The 23141-nt window shown below is 47.9% G+C and carries 16 protein-coding genes; 13 read left to right on the plus strand and 3 right to left on the minus strand.

Translation table 11 applies throughout. The features are described 5' to 3' along the window. Nucleotides 1-10 precede the first annotated feature (10 nt). The 3 genes from AC0YN3_RS08375 (at nt 11) to AC0YN3_RS08385 (ending at nt 9040) form a co-directional block, all read left to right on the plus strand. On the plus strand, nt 11-1255 hold the full coding sequence (locus AC0YN3_RS08375) for an MFS transporter (RefSeq protein ID WP_475774647.1): 1245 nt from the start codon (nt 11-13) through the stop codon (nt 1253-1255). A gap of 333 nt (nt 1256-1588) precedes the next feature. Further along, nucleotides 1589-2572 (plus strand): S-layer homology domain-containing protein, encoded by a 984-nt coding sequence (locus tag AC0YN3_RS08380; RefSeq protein ID WP_475774648.1) that lies wholly within the window; start codon nt 1589-1591, stop codon nt 2570-2572. A gap of 3 nt (nt 2573-2575) precedes the next feature. Beyond that, on the plus strand, nt 2576-9040 hold the full coding sequence (locus AC0YN3_RS08385; RefSeq protein ID WP_475774649.1) for an Athe_2463 domain-containing protein: 6465 nt from the start codon (nt 2576-2578) through the stop codon (nt 9038-9040). A 1310-nt stretch (nt 9041-10350) separates the two neighbouring features. Here the strand turns inward: AC0YN3_RS08385 and AC0YN3_RS08390 are convergent. After that, entirely contained in the window at nt 10351-11661 is a 1311-nt protein-coding gene (locus AC0YN3_RS08390; protein WP_475774650.1) for an ROK family protein, read from the minus strand. A gap of 229 nt (nt 11662-11890) precedes the next feature. On the opposite strand from AC0YN3_RS08390, the gene xylA reads away from it, so the two are divergent. Next, nucleotides 11891-13204, plus strand: a complete 1314-nt coding sequence (gene xylA, locus AC0YN3_RS08395) for a xylose isomerase (protein WP_475774651.1) — start codon at nt 11891-11893, stop codon at nt 13202-13204. Nucleotides 13205-13223: 19 nt separating this feature from the next. Beyond that, entirely contained in the window at nt 13224-14720 is a 1497-nt protein-coding gene (gene xylB / locus AC0YN3_RS08400; RefSeq protein ID WP_475774652.1) for a xylulokinase, read from the plus strand. Between the two features lie 218 nt (nt 14721-14938). On the opposite strand, the gene AC0YN3_RS08405 is transcribed toward xylB, so the two are convergent. Further along, nucleotides 14939-15844: a helix-turn-helix domain-containing protein gene (locus AC0YN3_RS08405; RefSeq protein WP_475774653.1), complete on the minus strand. Its 906-nt coding sequence runs from the start codon at nt 15842-15844 to the stop codon at nt 14939-14941. Nucleotides 15845-16025: 181 nt separating this feature from the next. Between AC0YN3_RS08405 and AC0YN3_RS08410 the strand changes: the two genes are divergently transcribed. After that, a complete protein-coding gene (locus AC0YN3_RS08410) occupies nt 16026-16436 on the plus strand; it encodes a hypothetical protein (RefSeq protein ID WP_475774654.1) in 411 nt (136 codons plus the stop codon). 102 nt (nt 16437-16538) lie between these two features. Here the strand turns inward: AC0YN3_RS08410 and AC0YN3_RS08415 are convergent, their stop codons facing one another. After that, a complete protein-coding gene (locus AC0YN3_RS08415) occupies nt 16539-17792 on the minus strand; it encodes a BaiN/RdsA family NAD(P)/FAD-dependent oxidoreductase (RefSeq protein WP_475774655.1) in 1254 nt (417 codons plus the stop codon). 63 nt (nt 17793-17855) lie between these two features. On the opposite strand from AC0YN3_RS08415, the gene AC0YN3_RS08420 reads away from it, so the two are divergent. The 7 genes from AC0YN3_RS08420 (at nt 17856) to AC0YN3_RS08450 (ending at nt 23137) form a co-directional block, all read left to right on the plus strand. Further along, nucleotides 17856-18692, plus strand: a complete 837-nt coding sequence (locus tag AC0YN3_RS08420; RefSeq protein WP_475774656.1) for a lysophospholipase — start codon at nt 17856-17858, stop codon at nt 18690-18692. A 121-nt stretch (nt 18693-18813) separates the two neighbouring features. Then, nucleotides 18814-20481 carry an ATP-binding protein gene (locus tag AC0YN3_RS08425; RefSeq protein WP_475774657.1) on the plus strand — a complete coding sequence of 556 codons (1668 nt, stop codon included), beginning with the start codon at nt 18814-18816 and terminating at the stop codon, nt 20479-20481. Nucleotides 20482-20603: 122 nt separating this feature from the next. Beyond that, complete coding sequence (locus tag AC0YN3_RS08430; RefSeq protein WP_475774658.1) at nt 20604-20744, plus strand: hypothetical protein; 141 nt, start codon at nt 20604-20606, stop codon at nt 20742-20744. A gap of 13 nt (nt 20745-20757) precedes the next feature. Then, nucleotides 20758-21120: a DUF3905 domain-containing protein gene (locus AC0YN3_RS08435; protein WP_475774659.1), complete on the plus strand. Its 363-nt coding sequence runs from the start codon at nt 20758-20760 to the stop codon at nt 21118-21120. 102 nt (nt 21121-21222) lie between these two features. Then, nucleotides 21223-21657 (plus strand): BrxA/BrxB family bacilliredoxin, encoded by a 435-nt coding sequence (locus AC0YN3_RS08440; RefSeq protein ID WP_475774660.1) that lies wholly within the window; start codon nt 21223-21225, stop codon nt 21655-21657. 15 nt (nt 21658-21672) lie between these two features. Further along, nucleotides 21673-22482 carry an ammonia-dependent NAD(+) synthetase gene (nadE, locus tag AC0YN3_RS08445; RefSeq protein WP_475774661.1) on the plus strand — a complete coding sequence of 270 codons (810 nt, stop codon included), beginning with the start codon at nt 21673-21675 and terminating at the stop codon, nt 22480-22482. 268 nt (nt 22483-22750) lie between these two features. Further along, nucleotides 22751-23137: a ribosomal maturation YjgA family protein gene (locus AC0YN3_RS08450; protein WP_475774662.1), complete on the plus strand. Its 387-nt coding sequence runs from the start codon at nt 22751-22753 to the stop codon at nt 23135-23137. Nucleotides 23138-23141 lie beyond the last annotated feature (4 nt).

Consider the following 23141-nt stretch of genomic DNA (forward strand, 5'->3'; position numbering starts at 1 on the left):
GTTTCGAACAATGTCTGCAAAAGGAGTAAATGGAGCTGGCGGTAGCTTGCTCCGCAACACATTTTTTCAAACGATTTTGCTATCTAACGTTTTGCTGCAAATCGGGATTTGGGTAAGAAATTTTGCCATTCTTATGTATGTGACTGACAAAACGAACGAGGATCCTTTTGCAATAAGCTTAATGGGCTTTGTAGAATTTTTGCCGATCTTCGTCTTCTCGTTCATTGGCGGAACGTTCGCTGACCGATGGAAGCCGAGGCTTACGATGATATGGTGCGATTTCTTATCCGCGATATCCGTGCTGATCGTGCTGATAACGCTGCTTTACGGCTCGTGGCATATGGTCTATTTCGCCACTTTCGTATCCGCGATATTGTCGCAGTTCTCGCAGCCATCTGCGATGAAGCTGTTTAAGCAGCATATTCCGGCCGAGCAATTGCAGTCAGCCATGGCGATGTTCCAGTCGTTAATCGCGATTTTTATGGTACTCGGACCGTCGCTCGGAGTTATGTCGTATCAAAAATTCGGCATAGAGGTTTCGATTGGTGTCATGGGCGTTGCATTTCTTCTATCAGCAGTCGTCTTGTTCCGAATTCCGCGTGACCGCGAGGTCGAGCGTACGGAAACGGCTGTCGAACGGCACTTCTGGCAGGAGTTGAAGGATGGTTTCGCCTATGTATGGCGCAGTCCCGTGTTGAAAGCACTAGGAGGTACCTTTGCGCTGGCTGGTATAGCAGTCGGTATCGCGAACACGCTCGGCTTATTCATCGTGCTGGAGCGTCTCGGCCAGCCAAAAGAATTTTTGCAATATATGCTCATGGTTAACGGGGTAGCGATGCTTGTCGGCGGCGGTTTCGTAATGGTGGTGGCGAAGAAGGTCGCACCGCAGAAGCTGCTTGCGCTGGGCATGTTAATCAGCTCGCTGACCATGCTTGGCATTGGCTGGTCGACGAATATACCTCTTACGCTGGTGCTGCAGTTTATCGGAGGCTTGGGTTTCCCTATGATTCAAATCGGGATTAGCACCATGATTCTGCAATGGTCGGAAGAATCCTATACCGGAAGAGTCAACGGTGTTCTTACGCCTATGTTCATGGGGATGATGGTGATTATGACTCTGGTTGCTGGACAGCTTAAGCTGGTTTTTCCGCTCGTCGGTATTTATACGGCAGCCGGTACGGCAATGTTTTTGGGGATGCTGCTCTTGGTTCCGTTATTCAAGCACAAGCCGCTGATCGCGCAAACGAGCGCGTAGTGAAATGGCGGATATTGACAGATCGCATGACCTGAAGTAACATTTGTTGTAGTTGATACAAGGTATAGCGAAGCACGCTTACACCCTCGTTAGAGGGAGGGGCGTGCTTTTTTTGCGTGGATTCGGCTATGTCCTTGGGAGAGTGGCATACCGAGTGGGGGAAAGGATAGCCATGCGATCTTTGTGAAAAGGATGGGGAGCGTAGAGGAAGAAAAGGAGGAAATTGGTGGGTTAGCAAGAATTGGATAAGGAGCGAATGTAAATAATTGTGTGATTATAGCGAAAAAAGCAAATGAATGACGGATATAAACAAAAAAAGAGGAGTGGTTGAATATGCAAAAAATAAAAAGAATGATGGTAGCTTTAACATTGGCAGCAGCGCTGCTGACAGGGATGCAAGAGGCAAAGGCGGCGGCTGCCTTCACCGATACGAAAACGCACTGGGCGAAATCTCAAATCGATTCGGCGGTTAGCCAGGGCTGGATTAATGGATACGATGCGAATATTTTTAAGCCGAATGCCAATATGACGCGCGCGGAGTTTTTGAAATCTTTGGTTGTTTCATTGAAGTTGAAAGCGGAGGATGCAGATACGCCTTTTGCTGATGACAAAGGTTGGTTTCGTGCTTATATCGCGATCGGTTTGAAGCAATCGATAATTAAAGTTGGCGATTACAAAGAGAGTAATTTCGAGCCTAATAAACTGATTACGCGCGAGGAGATTGCTCGTATGACGATACGTGCGCTTGGTAAGGATGCTGAAGGCGTGAAGATCGGGTACTTAGCCGTGGCCAAGAAGCTGGAGATTATGAAGGGTTATCCGGATGGCACGATGGGCGGCCAGAAAAACGCGACTCGGGCAGAGGCCGTGGTGATGGTTTTGAACACGTTGAAAGCGAAGAATCCTCCGGCGGCGGTGGTTGCTTATCCGAAGACGAAAGAAGAGTTAAATACGATGGTTCAATCATTACCAAATTTTAAAGGAACGACAATGTATAGTCGTGAAGAAGTGGGTGTTAATTTAAAAGGAACAGATGTGTTTGATGACTACGTATTATGGATTGGCTATAGTACAACTTACAAAATTATTTCAATTGATATCTATTCTTCATCAAATGAAGTGAAGTCTTTAGTTAAAAATATATTGAAACAATATTATCCAAATTCATACTCAAAAGCTTTTGACAATTATATCTCAGTAGATGGAAAAAAGAGCACAGATACAGGGAGTAACATTGAAACAAAATATGATGGAAGAGCTTTCATTGTCTATAAAGGGAGCAATAACAGTGGAGTTTCAATCAAGATAGGAGGTTAAGAATTGAAGTATTCATTTAAAATTATATCTCCATTAATCATTACATTTATTCTCTTATTGAGTTTTATTCCGATGTATGGCCAAGCAGTCGCCGCAACAAATTGCGCTGCTCCAACAAGTTATAGCTCTGAAGCGAATGAATACATCGAATATTATAATATACCTTTGTTGAGTAGTAATGGTAAGCCACTAAGTCAGAAATTTCTATTAAATCAAGCTGGTATTGGTGCAAGTGTTATTGTTTATGGTTGTCCTTCTGATCTGACCAACAATGATTTTGATCAAGGACAATATCGATATCTTGGTTGGGATGCAGAAGGTAATCTTTATAGGAACTGGATGTTTCGTAGTGACTCAAGAGCCACGTTACATGTCGCTAAGAATTGGGTAATTGAGCCATGGAACACCTCGATTGGTAGTCAGAAAGATATACAAAAAACAAACTTATCTCGCGATCCACAAGCAGCATCATGGCTTGAAATAATTACAGATCCATACAAAGAATCGAAAACATTCCTTCAGAGTTATAATAAGCGGACTAATAAAGGCTGGACAGGGAGCACATTATTAGATTATGCCGTTATTCAGCAAGAGCCTACTAAATTTTCTCCCGGTGTCATCCAAATGTGGAACATCTGGGAGCCTGACGGTTCATGGTGGTACGAGGTCTTTACAATACCAGCGGAACCTCTTCCGCCTCCGCCATCTAAGCCAGATCTCATTATCAATGAGTTAATAGCTCCTGCAGATGCTTGGGTGGGGAATACCGTATCAATTAAGATTACTACAAAGAACCAAGGGAAAACGAATAGCGGAGCCTTTACTATTGGGATCAATAATACAAACACCAAATCAGAAGTCATTTCTAATGTACCTCCCGGACAAATCAAAACAGTCACTTTAAATGTTTCCTCTGCCACAAGCGGCATTAAGTCTTTCGCCGCCAAAACTGACTTCGGACAAGCTGTAGCCGAATCAAACGAGAGCAACAATACAAAGGATTTTAAAATCGCATTCAATAAAAAGAATGAACCCACAACACCTATCGCCATTATCTCTCACCTTGAGGGAGAACATCGAACAACCCCCGAATTAACGATTAAGCCTGCGGGAAATCCCCAGCTTGATGACAAACTCTCCTACTCACCAGGCAAGGAAGCCATCACCATTCGAGAATGGAAATACAAAATACCGTCAGGTACAACCCTGCAAAAAAAACCGACAGCGAAGGATTTCGCTCTAGAAGGGAAATATCAGGTTGAGCTGCGCGTAACCAATAGCGCCAAAAAGGTATCTGAGTGGGCACAGCTAACGATCAATGTCGGGGAGCATGCAACACCTTCCCCAAGCGTCGAGCCTACGCCAACTCTGAGGCCTGAGCTGAAGGCGGCTATCCGCTTTGAACCCACTAGAATCTTAGCTGGTGAAACTTCATCCTTGCTCAACAGTTCAGACGGTTTTGATACCCATCAATGGACGTTTTCTTCTAACCTAGATCCACTTTTTACGGATAAAAGCAAATACGAGTATTACGATCAAACATTTGCGCAACCAGGTACTTACCGCGCGGCAATTAGAGTGAGTGATAGCATTGGATCGGCAACGGCGGATGCTACTTTAACGGTCATTGATCCTAAACCGGTTGCCATTGTTGCAGGCGCATCAAAGGTCATAGAGGGAAGGCCGTTTCCATTCCCTTACCACTTGAATCATTCGTATACCCCTTTAGCCGATCGCGGCGTTAATATCGACCATAGCAAATCAGAAAAAAGGTTCAAAAAAGTTAATGAGTCTGGTTATACGATAGACTTTCCGACAACCAACAACCTCGATCTAGGGGAATATCTATTAGAAGGAAAGGTTTATGACACAACAGGCAGGGTAAGTGACTGGGCTGATCTTCTCGTAGAAGTCGTTCCTGATTTGCCTCCAACTATCGAGATTGCGGCGCCTGAAGAAGCTTATCGGAGCAATGGTTTTATGCTCTACATGGAAGCCGAAAGCCCTGATTATGACAAGTTGGAGCACTTGAAGCTCGAAGAGAGATATGATGCAAATGGGAATGGGAATTTTGACGAGGAAGTTTGGAACATCATTTATGACGGTGCCTATAAGACCACTCATTCCCTGAACTATCCTACTGTGGGGGAAAGGCAATATCGAGCTACCGTGACCGAGGATTACAGGAAATTTGGCATATCAGGCATAGCAACAACGGATATTCTAAACTTTGCACCTTCAGTAAACTTCAATGCTTTTGGGGTCACGCAGCAGCCCGGACAAGGTGAAGATAGCGGCCCACCCGTAACGAACTACACCGCACAATCGATTTTCCGATCATGGGTAGCAAAGCGGCCTTACTTGGGTGGAAATGCTGACAAAGTAGCTTGGAAAGCCGATAGTTCCACCATAAGTACCAAGGTCGGGCAACCGGTTAACTTCAATCTTCGGTATCCCGATGCAGGAATGGGTCTTAATAGCAGGAATAAATTTTCGCTCCCTTCGGATCTTGTCCTAAAGCCTAAGTGGCCTGTACAGCCGCTTATCAATGGTACTTATGTTAACGACTATCAATTAGCTTCTAAACATATTTTCAATAACAATCGTATTTTTTCTTATTATCGTAAAAATAATGTTGATACATCATGTAACTGTTACGTTGCTGCTTATGAATATTCAGAAAGAGACGCCGTTACAGGTGTTCAATTAAGCCCAGCATTTACTATCGATGGAGGCACATGGGACACCGAATTACAAGAAGATGAAAAGTTCTATAGGAAAGAAGTGATCGATAAATCATATGTTAAAATAACGAGTTATGCCGACAGAGGACAGACGAAAGAAGTGCATACTTTTAATTTAATAGGCGTTGATAATAGGATTATATCGATAGGTTCATTTAAATTAACACCTGATTTTAAATCAGTAATCGTAGCGATTATTCATAATGATACGAATTACGGCAGGGTCCAAACCAACTACTATAAATATAGTTTTGAAAATCGTAACGTCGTATGGATTGCTACGGGTGCCGAATACAGTTCTTATGCGGGTGGTGGTTATTCTTTTACTCCGGAGATCTCTTTTACACCTGATGGAACAATTTATACTGCGGGAACGATAATTACAAAGATTTTGCCAAATGGCGTTAGAATTGATTCTCCAATTGTAGACGGTTATTCATCAGGCTCACCCGTGACGTTGAGTGATGATGGACAGTATGTTTACCGTGTTAATATTTCATCCATAAATGGAGATGAAATGAGATATACACTTACTACTTACAGAGCTAATGATCTAAGTGTCGTTAATAAATACGTGAACAGTGATTATTACGGCAGATATGACGAAGCCCAATATGGATTCTTTAGTCCAGTAGTAAGGACGGACGGGAATGTTCTACTTACGAATCGGAGTGCGCAATACCTTTTTTCAAAGACAGGAACGTTACTACTAAAATCCAATTTATTTCCTAATTTAGACTATTATTCATATATAAACTTTAGCTATCAACCAGGCGTGCTGCCTAATGGCGATGTGTTCACTGTAAAAAAACAAAGGATGGGTGCTATTGGTTACGGGCTCCTAAATATCACGCAACAAAAAGATATTATTCTAGTAGCGAATCAAGCGGGAGATGATTGGGGGGCAGGTGCTGGTGGTGTTACAGTAACACCCATTCTACCTAATGGTTCCGTATTCCTTATAGACACAAGGAATTGGCCTCATGTTGTCGTTCCCTTTGTTTCACAATCCGGGAATGCGAATTTACAGGATATTGATGCGAATACGGTAGGTATTTTTGATGATAATTGGGGTGGATTGCTGTATGATGCCGGAAGCGTAATTAAAAATTATGCGCTCGAATTTAATGTCAGCGTGAACGATATTAAAAATGACAAAATTATCGGAGCAGGCTTCCAGATTCAAAATGAAATGAATATGTACAGCGTTGAATGGAGCAAAACACATTTGATTCTGTATAAAACAGTAAATAGCGTGAAGACAGTGCTTCAGTCCGTTCCAGTAGCGCGTTCACCATTTTCATCTTATTTATTCAAAGTAGAAGCCACAAATGGCAAGCTAAGCGTATTTCTCAATAATACGAAACTAATAGAAGTGACAGACAGCACCTACACAAAAGGGGCGGCTGGGATCATGTCTCTTGGCCAATCGTCGGCTGCGTTCACGCAAGTAAAGAAAATCAATTACGGTGATACGTATACGCAAGAAACGTATGATTCGGTACTTGTTAATGATCCTATCACTTATGAAAAATTGTTTAGCGATATCGAAAAGGATCCAATGGCAGCTGAAGAGTGGAGCTATAGCCATAACCCGAATTTCTTCGAAAACTCAGAAGCAACAAGCGCGCATCATGGCCAGACTTACGGGGCAACAATCAATGCCATTGAAAAAGCCGGTGTCTACGAAATTACGTTCCGAGCACAAGATAATCCTGGATTGCTCGGTTATCGAAAATGGTCAGAACCTGTGAAAAAGCTCCTTTATGTCCATCGCCGACCGGTTGCTCAGCCTGATGTCAGATTTACAGGTAAGGTTTTTGCCGAAGGAGAAGCACTCGATTACGAAACATTCGATACCTCTTACGATCCTGATATTGCTCATATTTTAGCGGACAAAGTTTTCCGGACACGATGGGCGGACCAAGCTACATGGACGGCTGGAAAACGCGAATATTATAACCGCCCTGGCGTGGAGCTTATCGTTCAAGAGCAAGTAAGAGATATACATGGGGCATGGTCCTATTGGGGACAGTCGATCGTTTACAAGGCCGCAATAGCTCCCGTCAATCAGACGAAGCCGGTCATGACGATCACCTCGCCCGCAGGCTTGGCGGCGGCTTCGCCTACTGTTCTGACCAAAGAGCCTGCTATTCATTGGACTTATTACGATGCGCAAAACGATCCCCAGCAAAGCTATCGCTTGGTGCTCGCGTATGCTGACAACAATGAAACCGCTCTGTATATAGAGCATGAGGGCAACGCTCGTTCATATTCAATTTTAGAGGGTTCAATTGAGCAGGGTCGTGTCGTGAAGGTATATGGACAGGTCAGCTCCTCAGGAGTTTGGTCGAACATAAGCAATAGCAGATATTTTGTACTTGATCTCCCGCCGCAAATCTATTTGCTATCTTTTAATGGGGAGGATGCGAGTCAGCCGGTCTACTCGAAGAGCAGCCGTCCATTACTGCGAGTATTCACGGTAGACCCGGAGAACCACCCGATCAAAGCCATTGACTATGAGGTGTTCCATGCCGAATCGGGAGCAAAAGCAGCAGATACCGAACTAGCTACAGCTGCTTCTAGTTACTCGCCTGCTGCGTTAGCTGAAGGACTGCATTATTGGAGAGCAAGGTCCAATGACAGCTATTTATGGGGGCCTTATTCGAGCAACGGGTTTTTCTTCGTCGATACGGTAAAACCAAGGGACGTAAACGAACGGTTGGAGGTTGAGCCAACTGCTGTATCGGTTAGCTTTGAACCATTTAGCGATGCCATGCCTTCCTCCGGACATGCATCGCGGATATTCTATTTGCAGAAGGTAAATACAAACGGGAGCGTAACCAACATCGATTTGAACGGCGACGGCCAAGTGGAGTATAGTTTGCCGCTGGCACTTGACCGGACAGCGTATCGCGTAGCCGGGTTGGAAGCAGGGCAAGAATACCGACTAACTGTCATCGATCATGATATCGCAGGCAACGAAGGAGAGTTTACGTATATTTATTTCGTCACCAATCGTCCGCCGACGGCCGATTTCGATTGGACGCCAAAGCCGATATATGAGGGAGATCTAACCTCCTTCATGTCGGCAGCAAATGATCCGGATGGAGATACACTCTCCATTCTCTACGAGCTTACGAGCCCGACTGGTAAGAAAATCAACTTTTCCTATGTATCTGCGAGTCCAGGATACAAGGGAGTAGGGCCGGCGCTGAAATTGGATACAACAGGCTTGTGGAAAATGATCCTAACTGTAAACGATGGCGCAGCTCCACCTGTGCAAGTGACGAAAACGGTTCAAGTGCTGCCGCTACGGCTGACCGGTCTCGTGAAGCATACCGAGTTATGGGAGCAGCGCCGCAAAGCTTTCAATTTTAAATCATCAGGCAACGAGAATGCGCCGCGCGGCCAGTCTGTTTTTTGGGCAGGTGAAAAGTTTTTGCTTGAGGCGAATACGACATTGACGGCAACCGCGACGAAGGCAGAAAAAGTAGTGGTGAAGCTGGATGGCTATGAGGCTGTATTAACTCCTGTAGATGCCGTATCCCGCGATAAGTGGAAGGGAGAGCTGTGGAATGAGGATTTTTCAAAGCTGCCCAATGGTGATCTCAGCTTTGAATTTATCGTTTATTATAATAACGGTACCATGAAGACGGATTGGGTTACTGTAATCATTGAGGGGCAGTCGCTGCAATTGGTTGGCGTACACCGCGTCCAGTAACAATGCTTCGTATCGGATAGAACTAGATAGTACTAGATAATACTAGATAGTGAAAAGACCGAAGCATGTGAGCTTCCGGTCTTTTCCTGTTTGTATTTCAATTTGTATGTCAATCAAGATACTAATGAGGTTTCTATTGCACTTTCTGGAGCGTAGCTTCCACGATGGTGCAGACCATTGTGGCAACAGGGATATACCAAGTAACATCCGCCCTAGGTTGTACTTCCTGCAACGTAGCTTATACGATGGATTAGACCATTGTGGCAACTGGGATGTTCCTAGTAATTTCCACCCTACGTTGCAGTTTCTGCAATAGAATGCCCATTTAGTAAGCCAACCCCCACTCTACATTGCAGTTTTTGCAATGAAATCAGCAGATTCTATTTTGTTGCAGCGGAATTTACGTTTTTCGTTGTACTTTGTACAACGTGGCCCTCAGATACTGACCCGTATGAGGTTTCTATTGCACTTTCTGCAACGTAGCATCCACGATGGTGCAGACCTTACGAGGCAACTGGGATATACCTAGTAACGACCACTCTACGTTGTGCTTTCTGCAGCGTAGCATTCACGATAGTGCATACCATCGGGGCAACTAGGATGTACCTAGTAACGTCCGCCTACGTTGTACTTTCTGCATCGTAGCTGCCACGATAGTGAAGACGATACGAGTCAACTCGGATATATCGGTAACATCCGCCCTACGTTGCAGTTTCTGCAATAGAATGCCCATTTAGTAAGCCAACACCCACTCTACATTGTAGTTTCTGCAATGAAATCAGCAGATTCTAGTTTGTAGCAGCGGAATTAACGTTTTTCGTTGTACTTTGTACAACGTGGCCCTCAGATACTGACCCGTATGAGGTTTCTATTGCACTTTCTGCAGCGTAGCATCCACGATGGTGCAGACCTTACGAGGCAACTGGGATATACCTAGTAACGTCCGCCCTACGTTGCACTTTCTGCAGCGTAGCTTCCACGATGGAGCAGACCTAACGAGGCAACTGAGATATACCAAGTAACGTCCGCCTACGTTGTACTTTCTGCAGCGTAGCATCCACGATGGTGCCGACCTTACGAGGCAACTGGGGTGTACCTAATTACGACCACTCTACGTTGCACTTTTTGCAGCGTAGCATCCACGATAGTGCAGACCATCGAGGCAACTAGGATGTACCTAGTAACGTCCGTCCTACATTACACTTTCTTCATCCTAGTAACGTCCACCCTACGTTGCAGGTTCTGCAGCATAGCTTCGACAATAGCTCAGGCAATCTAGGTTACTTGATAACCTAGGATGAGGAGCATAGCTATTGCCCGCTTTTAATTTTGGAGAAAAACGTGCTGATCGCGTAATAAGCCGCTCCACGCACCGCGGATTGATCTTGAAGCTCGGCGAATAATATTCGCATCCGCTCGCGATGATAGGGCAGCGTACGCTGGTCAACGGCTGCTTGCACAGCAGGCTCCAGCCACTGCGCCGCGTGGCTCATACGATTGCCGATGATGACTACGTCAGGATTAAAGACGTTGACAATGTTGGCAATGCCGGCGCCCAAATAATCGCCAATGGAGCGAATGAGCGCCACGACGCGTTCATCTCCCCCAGCAGCTGCTTCCAATAGCTCCTCGAGGCTTTCATAACCGAGTAAAGAAGCGCGCTCAAGCAGCGCATTCTCAGATGCGTACAATTCCCAACATCCTCTGTTTCCGCAGCTGCACGGTTTGCCGTCATACTCAATCGAGAGATGGCCGAGCTCGCCGGAAAATCCCGAAGTCCCTTTATAGAGCTCTTTATTCAGAATGATTCCCGTCCCGATTCCGATTCCCACGCTTACATAAATTTGATTAGGGATGCCGCGGCCTGCTCCATACTTCTGCTCGCCCTGCGCACCCGCATTGGCTTCGTTGTCGATCGTGACAGGCAGGCCAAAGCGCTCCTCAAGCTGCTTCTGGAGCTCAACCTGACGCCACTTCAAATTGGGGGCAAATAGGATGGTGCCGTTGTCGTCCACAATGCCGGGAACGCCTACCCCAATTCCTACGATGCCGTATGGACTGTCGGGAGCTTGTTTTATTAACAGCTCGATGCAGGCGGTTAACTGAGCAATTGCCTGCTCGACATTCAGCTGCTTGAGTCCTTGCTGATGCTCGATATTCTGCTGTTCGGCAATCTGCTGCTTGAGTCCTTGCTGATGCTCGATATTCTGCTGCTCGACATTCAGCTGCTTGAGTCCTTGCTGATGCTCGATAATCTGCTGCTCGATATTCTGCTGCTTGAGTCCTCGCTGCTGCTCGGCTATGACATTGCCTTCCATGTCTACGAGCAAGCCGCGGATATAATTAACGCCGAGATCTATGCCTACCGCATAACCAGCCGTACCGTTGAACAGCAGCATGACGGGCTTGCGCCCTCCGCTCGATTGCCCGGGTCCATTCTCGAGAACGAGGTGGCTGTCGATTAAATCTTGCACCAAGCTTGAGACGGTCGCTTTATTAAGCCCGGTCAGCTCGGATATTTGCGCCCGCGAGAGCGGGGCATGCTTCAGTACGGCTTCAAGCACGATGGCCGTATTGATCTTTTTGATGAGCGCTAAGTCTCCTGTTGGTTTGATTTTCAAAAAATAAGCCTCCGTCCAAGTCACAATATCTATCATTGTATCACGAAATGTCGAATATACAGCTTGCTGGCTTCGCATACTGAATACGGCGATGCACGGAAATGCAAGGTACGTTTATTTTAACATAAAAACTTAGTTTGTTTAATAGACAAACTAAGTTAAGGCATGTTATTCTAAATGTAAGCACTAACAAAAATATCGAATTCCGATAAGGAGGATTTCAATTTCTATGAGTTATTTCAAAGAAATCAACACGATCCAGTTTGAAGGTAAAGGTTCCGATAATCCACTGGCATTCAAACATTATGATCCTAAACAAGTCATTCTAGGCAAAACGATGGAAGAGCATCTTCGCTTCGCTGTTGCTTACTGGCATACATTCAACGCTAACGGTACAGACCCGTTCGGCGCACCGACTATGGTTCGCGGATGGGATCAATATAACGGGCTTGACCGTGCGAAAGCGCGCGTAGAGGCTAACTTTGAATTTTTGAACAAATTGAACGTGCCTTACTTCGCGTTCCACGACGTGGACATCGCTCCAGAAGGCGCGACGCTGCAAGAAACGAACAAAAATCTGGATGTTATCGTTGCCCTAATGAAGGACAACATGAAATCCTCTGGCAAGAAGCTGCTTTGGAACACGGTTAACATGTTCTCGAACCCCCGCTTCGTGCACGGCGCAGGAACGGCGGTTAACGCTGATGTTTATGCTTACGCAGCCGCACAAGTAAAGAAAGGCCTCGAAGTCGGCAAAGAGCTTGGCGCGGAAAACTACGTTTTCTGGGGCGGCCGCGAAGGCTACGATACGCTTCTTAACACGGATATGGGCTTTGAGCTTGATAACCTTGCTCGCTTGTACCATATGGCAATCGCATATGCGAATGAAATTGGCTTCGATGCGCAATTCCTGATCGAGCCTAAACCGAAAGAGCCAACGAAGCACCAATACGACTTCGACGCGGCAACAACGATCTCATTCTTGCAAAAATACGGCTTGAAAGACCACTTCAAGCTTAACCTTGAAGCGAACCACGCTACGCTTGCTGGTCATACCTTCGAGCACGAGATTCGTACGGCTGCTATCAATGGCGTGCTGGGCTCGCTTGATGCGAACCAAGGCGACTTGCTGCTTGGCTGGGATACGGATGAGTTCCCGGTTGACCTGTACTCCACAACGCTTACGATGTTTGAAGTATTGAAAGCTGGGGGCATCGGCCGCGGCGGCATTAACTTCGACGCCAAGGTTCGTCGTGGCTCGTTCGAAGCGGAAGATCTGTTCCTAGGCCACATTGCTGGCATGGACAGCTTCGCTTGGGGTCTTAAAGCGGCAGCTAAGTTGACGGAAGAGAAAATCCTCGACAATATCGTTGACAACCGCTACCGCAGCTTCAAAGAAGGCATCGGCGCAGAAATCGTATCGGGCAAAGCAACGCTTGCGTCGCTTGAGCAATATGCGCTTCAAAACAACCCGATCAAAAACGAATCAGGCCGCCAAGAGCGCATTAGCCTGATCTTGAGCGAAGTTATTTTCAGCGTTTAAGTCGGGAGGCTTTGAGCATATGAGTTACGTAATCGGGATAGATTTGGGTACAAGCGCCGTTAAGGTGCTTCTCGTTGATAAGAACGGCACGGTGGCTGGGGAAGCATCCCGCAGCTACCCGCTGTTCCATGAACACACCGGCTGGAGCGAGCAGCGCGCGGATGACTGGGTTGAAGGAACGGTAGAGGCATTGAGAGAGCTTACGTCCGCTGCGGGCATTGATGCCAGTACGATTGAAGGCATTAGCTTCTCCGGTCAAATGCATGGACTAGTGCTGCTAGATGGCGAAGGCAATCCGATCCGCAATGCGATCCTGTGGAACGATACCCGTACGACGGGACAATGCCGCGACATTGAGCAAAAGCTTGGCGACAAGCTGCTCAGCATTACGCGCAACCCCGCTTTGGAGGGCTTTACGCTGCCTAAGATCCTTTGGGTGCGCGAGAACGAGCCGGAAGCCTTCGCCAAAGCAAAGCTGTTCCTTCTTCCGAAGGATTACCTGCGCTATCGGTTAACGGGCGAGCTGCATATGGATTATTCCGATGCGGCAGGCACGCTGCTGCTTGACGTAGCTGGAAAAGCCTGGAGCGGCGAAGTGCTTGAAGCGTTTGAGCTTCCAGCGAGCTTCTGTCCGCCATTAGTGGAATCACACGGCCTAGTCGGCCATTTATTGCCGGAGTACATCGAAAGCACCGGACTTCCGGCCACTACGAAAGTGTTTGCCGGCGGTGCAGACAATGCATGCGGAGCGATTGGCTCGGGCATTCTGTCCGAAGGCTTGACGCTGTGCAGCATCGGTACTTCAGGTGTCATTCTCTCATATGAGAATGACAAGTCGAAGGACTTCGCGGGCAAGGTTCATTTCTTCAACCACGGCAAAGAAGATTCCTTCTATGTCATGGGCGTTACGCTGGCTGCAGGCTATAGCTTAAGCTGGTTCAAGAAAACCTTCGCGCCAAACGAATCCTTCGATCAATTGCTTGAGGGCGTTGGCGGCGTAAAGCCGGGAGCAGGCGGACTGCTATTTACTCCTTATCTCGTCGGTGAGCGTACGCCGCATCCGGATTCCGTTATCCGCGCAAGCTTTATCGGCGTAGACGGCTCGCATGAGCGGATTCATTTTGCCCGCGCGGTTATGGAAGGCATCACGTTCTCGCTTAATGAGTCGGTCGATATGTTCAGGAAAGCGGGCAAAAAGGTCGACACTATCATTTCGATCGGCGGCGGCGCTCAGAATCCGGTTTGGCTGCAAATGCAGGCAGACATCTTTGATGCCAAGGTCGTTTCGCTTGCGAATGAGCAGGGACCGGGACTCGGTGCAGCCATGCTAGCTGCTTACGGCTCCGATTGGTTCGAGAGTTTGGAAGCCTGTGCCGACAAATTCGTGAAGCATGCGGAATCGTATTCTCCGAATCCGGAGGCAGTTGCTGCTTATGCGGGTATCTTTAAAGTGTATCAGCAGGTTTACGAGCAAACCAAATCATTGAACGAAGCATTGGCCCCTTATCGCGGATAAATTGCAAAGAACGGCTTGTCTCTCAGGAGATGGGCCGTTCTTTTTAGCAATATAAGAGTTTATAAGTTTCACGCGATAAAGTATTCTTCTATTTCTACGAAGAACGGATACTCTCCTCTTGCAGAGGACGGCGAAACCGCTTCTTCTTGCAATTTTCCAAATAAGCTTAGGTCGCTGCTTCTTGAAAAAACAGATGCCGATTAAGAATGAAGCAGCGATTAGTGCTTATAGCTGCTCCAAATCATTTCCGGCCGTACCCCCAGCTCGCCAGCGATTAGCTCCGCGGTTAGGCGCTGGGGCTTTTTTATTTTGCCATTGCGAATTTTGGAAATCGTCGTTAAGGAGATGAGGGTTGACTGCGCGAGCGAGGTGACGGATATGTTTTTGCTCAGCATGAGCATGCGGAGCTTATAGGAGGGATCCTCGTCTTGATTATTAACATTCAGAGAAGTAAGTATGACGACGAAGTTTTTGAAGGTGCGGTTCCCGTTATAGAAAGGCTGGACAACCGCTTCGGCGCCGTAATAGCGGTCTCCGAGCTTAAGCTGAAAATCAACGGCTTCGTCCGTACGGTTGTTTTTGGCATAGTCGAGCACTCGCTTGAGCTTGCTTCTGTCATGCTCGGCGACAAGGTCGAATATCGACTTATTCACGTACGACGACGAGGGCTGCTGCACGGGGGCATAATAATGCTTAAGGCTCATGATGCTGTATCGTTCGTTGATGAGGGACGATATCATTATTTTTTTGTGAGTTATATATTCATCAATCCATTTGGCTTCGCGCATATCCTTGCAAATCAGCACATAGACGGTTTGCTCGCCAATTTGCAGCTTACGGCAGGTCAGACGGACATCGGCGGGCAGAGAGGCTTTGGTCACCAACTTGCATTCCAGCAGGGGAGAGAGGGCGAAATCATCCGACAGCTGATGAATGGCTTGATCGAATGTCAGGCCGTTCTCCTCGGTCGAGATGATAAAAGAAGGATCAAGCAGCATAAGATCTGATTTCTTGAAGCCGGAAAAAACAGCAAAGGCTTGATTGACATCGCGAATGGACCAACGGGATTCGTCGGACTCGATGATAAGCATAGGATCTGAAAGCAAATAAAATAAATGATTCATCGGTGACACCCTCCCATCGATTCACGTATGCATCATACGCGTATGTAATGATTATGTCATAAAACCTAACATAATTATATAGTTAGTTGTGACTAAATCTTGTCATGCGTTTTTAATGCCTATTACATAATTGTTTCATAGCTGGGCAAGCTATCCCAAACGCTAGAAAGGATGATCGGACATGCCCAGCAATTCCGCATTACTATTTGATTTCAATGACGCTCAAAGCGCTGTTTTGGCCTGCGATACGCTTAGGGAGCTTGGCTATGAGACGGTTCTCCATGATGGGAGCCGCATGCATGTCCACACTGCGGGCAGCGACCTGACTTCGGCGCTTGAGATTGTCCAGTCTCACGGTGGGCAGCTGGTGGATCACGCTCAGATTGATGCCGATGCCGTCATGGGCAGCGCGTATTCGCTCGATGCGATCGCGATTCCTGCCCATCTTGTCAATGAGGATTGGATAGACGGAGATCAAACGATTATGGATGACGAAGAACTTCGCAACCGTGACGAGGACGCGGACTACCGTGACGAGTTTCTTCCGGATCCAGGCACCTATGATCATTTCTCGGGAGATGTTCGGATCTAATGGGGTTGACCCCTACCTAGACTTTCTGAAAAAGAAATCCGTAAACGAAAAAAAGGCTGTCCAATGTCTGAAGACATTTGCGACAGCCTTTTGCGTGTGCAGCTATAGTACCGCATGCAGTCCTGCCGTGTAGCCTGTGGAGAATGCGGCAGTAATGTTGTAGCCCCCGGTATATCCGTGAATGTCGAGAATTTCTCCGCAGAAATAAAGCCCGTCCATCAGCTTCGACTGCATCGTTTTTGGATCTACTTCCTTCAGGTTTATGCCCCCGCCCGTTACGAAAGCATCTTCTATCGACAGGGAGCCGTACACCCGAACCGGGAAATGCTTGATGAGCTGCGAGAGGGCTAGCCAGTCCTGCTTTGGAATGTTGTCATAGGTGAGGCTATCCGGCAATCCTGCCTTCTGGAGCAGAAGCGGAATCATTTTTTCGGGTAAAATGCCTTTTAGCACGTTTTTAATCGTTTTCTTGGAATCGTTCTCGGCAAGCCGCAGCGTCTCCTGATACACCTCGTCTTTGCTTTTTTCTGGCATGAGGTCGATCGCTACTTCAATATTGCCCGTGCCGAACTGCTTCAGCGCTTTGACGACGAACTGGCTGCACCGCAGCACGATGGGGCCGGAAATACCGAAATGCGTGAACAGCATATCGCCGTGATGCTTAATAAGCTGCTTCCCCTTCGGATTCCAGACGGATAGCCCAACATCCCTTAAGGAGAGGCCCTGCAGCTCCTTGCTTACGATAAAAGGCTCGTTCGACGTGAGGGGCACCTCCGTTGGGAAAAGCTCGGTAATCGTATGGCCCGCTTTTTCCGCCCAAGCATAACCGTCTCCGGTTGAACCGGTCTGCGGAACCGATTTTCCCCCTGAAGCGACGATTACGCTTTTGCTGCTGAAGGTTTCACCGGATTTTGTGCGAACACCTGTCACGCTTCCGCCTGCATACATGATATGATCGACAGGAGCGTTTAATATGATTTTGACGCCTTGCTTGCGAACCTGGTTAATTAACGTATCTACTACCGTTTTCGCTTTGTCCGACACGGGGAACATCCGGCCGTTATCCTCTTCCTTGAGGGCAATGCCAAGGTTTTCGAAGAAAGCGATTATATCCTTGTTATTGAAATTGGAAAAGGTGCTGTGCAGAAAACGCCCGTTTCCCGGAATATGCTTGATCAGCTCATCCAATTCCTTGTTATTCGTTACATTGCATCTGCCTCCGCCGGAGATGCCGAGCTTGCGGCCTAGCTTCTCGCCTTTATCGAGAAGAAGCACTTTCGCTCCTTCCTTGCTTGCGGCTATGCTGGCCATTAGTCCGGCAGAGCCGCCTCCTATTACAATTGCATCATATTGCATCGCTATCCACCTGCTATATTATTAGTAGGTTCTATCATACCACAAAAGAAAGGCGGCGTTCGGATGCTGCGTAAGGAATGGGTAATTGTAGGGGCCAAAGGGGCATCGCTATACGTTAGGGAATGGACGCCCGTTACGGGCAAACCGAAGGCCGTCGTTTGCCTGATTCATGGAATGGGGGAGCATGGCGACCGATACGTCCATGTTGCTGCCCGATTTGCAGAGGCGGGAATTGCGGTGATTGCACATGATCAGCACGGGCATGGGCGATCGTCGGGCAAAAGAGGGCATTTGCACTCGCTAGGCGCAGCAGCGAGCGACGCGGGTTTAGTCATTGAGTCGGCTGCCGAACGTCACCCTGGCCTTCCTATCTTTTTGTACGGACACAGCATGGGCGGCAATGTCGCCATCAATTGCGCGCTGCGGCTCCGCCCCGGCATTCAAGGTCTTATATTGACCAGCCCCTGGCTGCAGCTGGCCTTCAAGCCTCATGCGGCGGTAGAGTGGCTTGGCCGCAGGCTGGCTGCTGTCATGCCGGCGCTGCAGCAATCGACAGGTTTGAATCCCGCTGATCTGTTCCGACCCGGCTACGAGCATGCTGCTGCGATTGTAGGCGATCCGCTCTGCCATACCCGGATAACGCTTCACACCTTTAAGGAAATAAGCGATGGAGGGGAGTGGGCGCTTGCCAACGCGTCGAGCCTTCATGTGCCAATGCTGCTCCTGCATGGCACCTCAGACCGCGTAACTTCGATCGGAGCAAGCGAGCAGCTTGCGGGCGTGCTTGGAGACGTTTGCAGCTATAGGCGATGGGACGGCGGCTACCATGAGCTGCATAATGATCTCGAGGGGGAACGGGCGATAGGCGAGCTTATTTATTGGATAGAACAACAATTGTAAATACATGTATTTTGTGTTTTAATCGGAATAATAGGATTATATTTATGATAACGCTTTAATAAATATCTGATAATTAAATATGTGGCATGCATTCAAGGCGCGGCAGGGGGAACCGAACGTTGTGTTAAAGGAATTGCTGTTACAATTCATCGTGTCCTTGATTCCCGTATTCGCTTTCCAGCTTTGGTTTAACAAAGAGCAAAGTTGGAAGGGAATACATACATTTTTGGGTATCTTTTGCGGTCTGTCCATGGTTCTTTGTATGGTGACAGCCACGACCGTATTTGGCTATGAAGCCGATTTTCGCCTGATTCCGTATTTGATAGGCGCTCTTTATGGCGGCGTACCTACACTGGTTTTATTAACGGTCATATACATAGGCATTCGTATTCCGATGCTTGACAGTATGTGGGAAATACTTAGCTTCAGCTTGTTCGTCGTCGTTTTCGTTCCGACTATCCTAATGGCTATTCGGCGTTTTCAACGTATTTCTGCCGATCGGAAGAAAATAAAAGGACTTCTGATTATGTCGGGCATGATGCTATTCTACTCGATTACGATTATAGGCTTCATCTCGATCATAGAGGAGAAATGGTCGCCAATCATGCTGCTTGCGCTGTTAATCTCTACGTCAGCGGCACTGTTTGCCACTTGGCTGTCTATATTTATGATTGAGAATGTGAAGGAGAAGCAGCAGCTGTATGAAGAAGTGAAGCATTTATCGGTCAAATACCGCAACGAAGTAGAGAAGCTGCAGCAGTTTATTGATGAAACCTCCTTTGGCGTCATCATTGTAGACGGAGATGGAGCGATTACGCATTTTAATGAAATTGCTAAAACCTTACTTAGACTAAGGCCCAAATACATGGGGGCAAGGGAACTGCTCGGCACTTCTTTCTCTCTCGTATTCCAAAACGGAGAAGGGGAAACCTACGTCAATTTGCTTAATCAAGCGCTAAGCGGGGAGAAATCATCCCAAGTTCCTTTGGTAAGCGGAGAAAAGATGCTGCTGCTGACCACTATTACGCTTCGCATGCCGTTGGATGAGCAAAATTCGGGAGCAGCCCTGATCGCCCAAGACGTAACGGAGCTTCGCCATCTTCAGGATGAAGTAGGGCGGATGGAGCGGTTAAGCTTGGTCGGCCAGATGGCGGCCAGCATTACGCATGAGATCCGCAACCCGATGGCTGTTATCCGCGGTTTTGTTCAGCTCATTCAAGAGCGCAGTCCCAAAAGCCAAGAGGAATATTTCCGCATCGTAATCGAGGAGCTGGATCGCGCGAATATGATCATTAGCGACTTTTTATCGCTTGCCCAGAATCGGGCGATTGTCATGGAGCCTTCATCGCTCCACGACATCATTAATGAGCTTGTACCGCTACTTAATGCCGATGCGAACTTGCGTGGACAATTGCTCGAGGTTAGCCTGTGCGAGCATATGCCGCTAATTATGATGAACAATAGGGAGATAAAGCAGCTGTTTCTTAACCTTGCTCGGAACGGGATGGAGGCGATGGGGAATAAAGGTTCGCTTCATATAACTACCCGCCATATCGGGGATAAAGTCGAGCTCCGAATCGAAGACCAAGGCATAGGCATACCGCCTGAACAAATGAAGCATCTGTTCGAGCCTTTTTTTTCTACGAAAACGCAGGGAACGGGACTGGGACTTCCATTGTGCCTAAGCATAGCCGAGAGGCATAATGGCTGCATTGACGTAGAATCACGCGAGGGCGAAGGAACGACATTCATCGTGACGTTTTTTTTATCTCGGGTGCTGGCAAGCTAGAATAGATCGTCTATGATCATCTTCGTGAGGGGATTTATAAGTGAGCAGCTGCCTGCGCATACTACCAAAGAAGGATAACCGTTACATGCGGTTAGATGCGTTCTAGGGAGGAGGCGTTGGCAATGACAGCTAATAATGAGAGCAAAGGACGTTCTGCGGAGCAAGCAGAGCAGGAAGCAAAAAATAAGGCGGGTAGCGGTGAACAGCCCGAATCTGCTGCATTTGACAAAAAGCTGGACGGACCTAACCGTCCTTCGGTTTAGGATGGTGGGAGCGATGGCTCATGACGGTCAAGAAGAGAGCCGGGTTGGCGATGATCCGGCGCTTGATCCGTACGAGATTGCTTTTCTTCCGCAGTTTCGCGAGGGACGAGGCAACCGTGCTCCGTTCGTGAACAAGCATGGCATCGTTATTGGAGACCATGAATATGAATCTCCGGACTCTCCTTTGTCGCAATGGAGCGTTGACACGGATCCAGCCGTCATGGCTGGCGATGAATGGATTCATCCGTTCAAAGATATCGGATTTCTGACAGCCGAGAACCGTGATATTTTTGAAGAAGGCCTGCCGCCGCAGGGGGGCATATTTACCCATCCTGACAAAAATGCATCACACGGCTTGGACGAGTCTTGCGACTGAACAGAAAAAGAACAGCCGGAGCGAGCGCGCTCCGGTTGCTTTATTTTGACTACGGACGGTATAATAGTAGCTAAAATAAAGTAATTAAAGGAGTGTGTTTCGATGTCGATGTCATTCGAACGATACATGTTAGATATGGTGCAGCCTATGCGGGACGATCTTACTCGCATCGGTATCCAGGAGCTTCGCACACCTGAGGAAGTAGAAGAAAAATTGCCTAATGCCAAAGGCACGGCGCTTGTTGTCGTGAACTCGGTTTGCGGCTGCGCGGCAGGCCAATGCCGTCCAGGCGTTGCGGATGCGCTGCAGCATGATATTACGCCGGATCATTTGTATACGGTATTTGCCGGTCAAGACAAAGAAGCAACGGCCAAAGCTCGCGAATATTTCGCGCCATACCCGCCTTCCTCCCCTTCCATCGCTTTGATGAAAGACGGAGAGCTAGTACACTTTATCGAGCGCCACCAGATCGAGAATCGCTCCGCAGCAGACATTGCCGCTGATCTTTCGGACGCTTTCGATCGGTTCTGCCGCTAATTCAGGAAGGTGACTATGAGCTTACAACAAGAAATTATTGAGAGATTGGGCGTAAAGCCGGAAATTGATCCTGCAGCCGAAATTCGGGCTCGCGTTGATTTCTTGAAGCAATATGTGACCCAGTCGGGTACGACTGGCTTGCTGATTGCGATAAGCGGGGGCATTGACAGCGCGGTTGCAGCAGGGCTTTGCAAGCAAGCAACGGATGAGCTGAGCACAGAAACCGGCAAGGATTATATGACGCTGGGCGTGTTCCAGCCCTATGGCGACCAAACGGATATAGCCGACAGCTACGCCGTTGCGGAAGCGTTCAAGCTGAAGCATCGCGCGGAGACGAATATCGCCGAAGCAGTCGATGAGATTGCGATCGAAGTGGAGCACAGCTTCAAATCGATCGGAATTCCCCGTCATTTGAGCCGCGGAGGCAAAGGAAACGTAAAGGCAAGAACGCGTATGGTCATGCAGTACGCGCTCGCGTTCGATTTGAACCTGCTTGTAGTCGGAACAGACCATGCTTCCGAAGCAATCACAGGCTTTTATACCAAATGGGGCGATGGCGCGGTAGACGTGACACCGCTAAGTACCCTTAACAAGCGTCAGGTGCGTCAGCTGGCCTCGCATATCGGCGTGCCCCAAAGCGTGCTGGATAAAGCGCCGACAGCTGGGCTTTGGGATGGACAAACCGACGAGGATGAGCTAGGCATCACCTATGGCGACAATAGCGATTACCTCGAAGGCAAGGAAATCGGTGCTGAAGCGCGCGAGAAGCTTGAGAAGCAATATGTGAAAACCGAGCATAAGCGGTCCCCTATTCCGGGTATATAAGCTGCCGCTTACGCAAGCTTGCAACATACGGACTGTCCAGCCACCGATCAATCGGAGCGGGGCAGTCTTTTTTTAATATTTAAGAATGTATATTTTTTTACATATATCTGTGCTTATATTTCCGCGAAACGACTGCTTTTGGCACAGAGGAAGGCGACAGCCGTTTACGCTTGTTACCCGGGCTAGCCCAAAGAGGAATTCGGAAGCTTTCTTGTCAGCCGGCCGAATCAGCATCTTTGGTGCGAATGGAGTGGGGGAAGTGCAGAGTTTGAAAGTAAACATAAGTTATCTAATCGCAGCACTATCGGCGATGCTCCTTGGATATGGCTCGAGGCGGTACGCCGATGGTCTTCCCGCATTCGTTGCGGTGCATATGGGCGATACGCTTTGGGCGGGGATGGTTTATTTCGGTATTCGCATGCTTGGCGCCTCAGTGAGCTTGAAGCGCTCAGCGCTGCTGAGCTTCCTGTTTTGTTTTGGCATCGAGTTCAGTCAGCTGTACCAAGCTGAGTGGATTAACGCGATCCGTGGGACAACAATAGGCGCGCTTGTGCTCGGAAGCGGCTATTTGACGGTGGATTTGGTTCGATATTCAGCAGGAATCGGAGTTGCGATGTTATTGGACCGCTTACTGCTGCATAAACGGAAAATATGAAGTA

The sequence above is a fragment of the Paenibacillus sp. J22R232 genome (assembly GCF_056269165.1).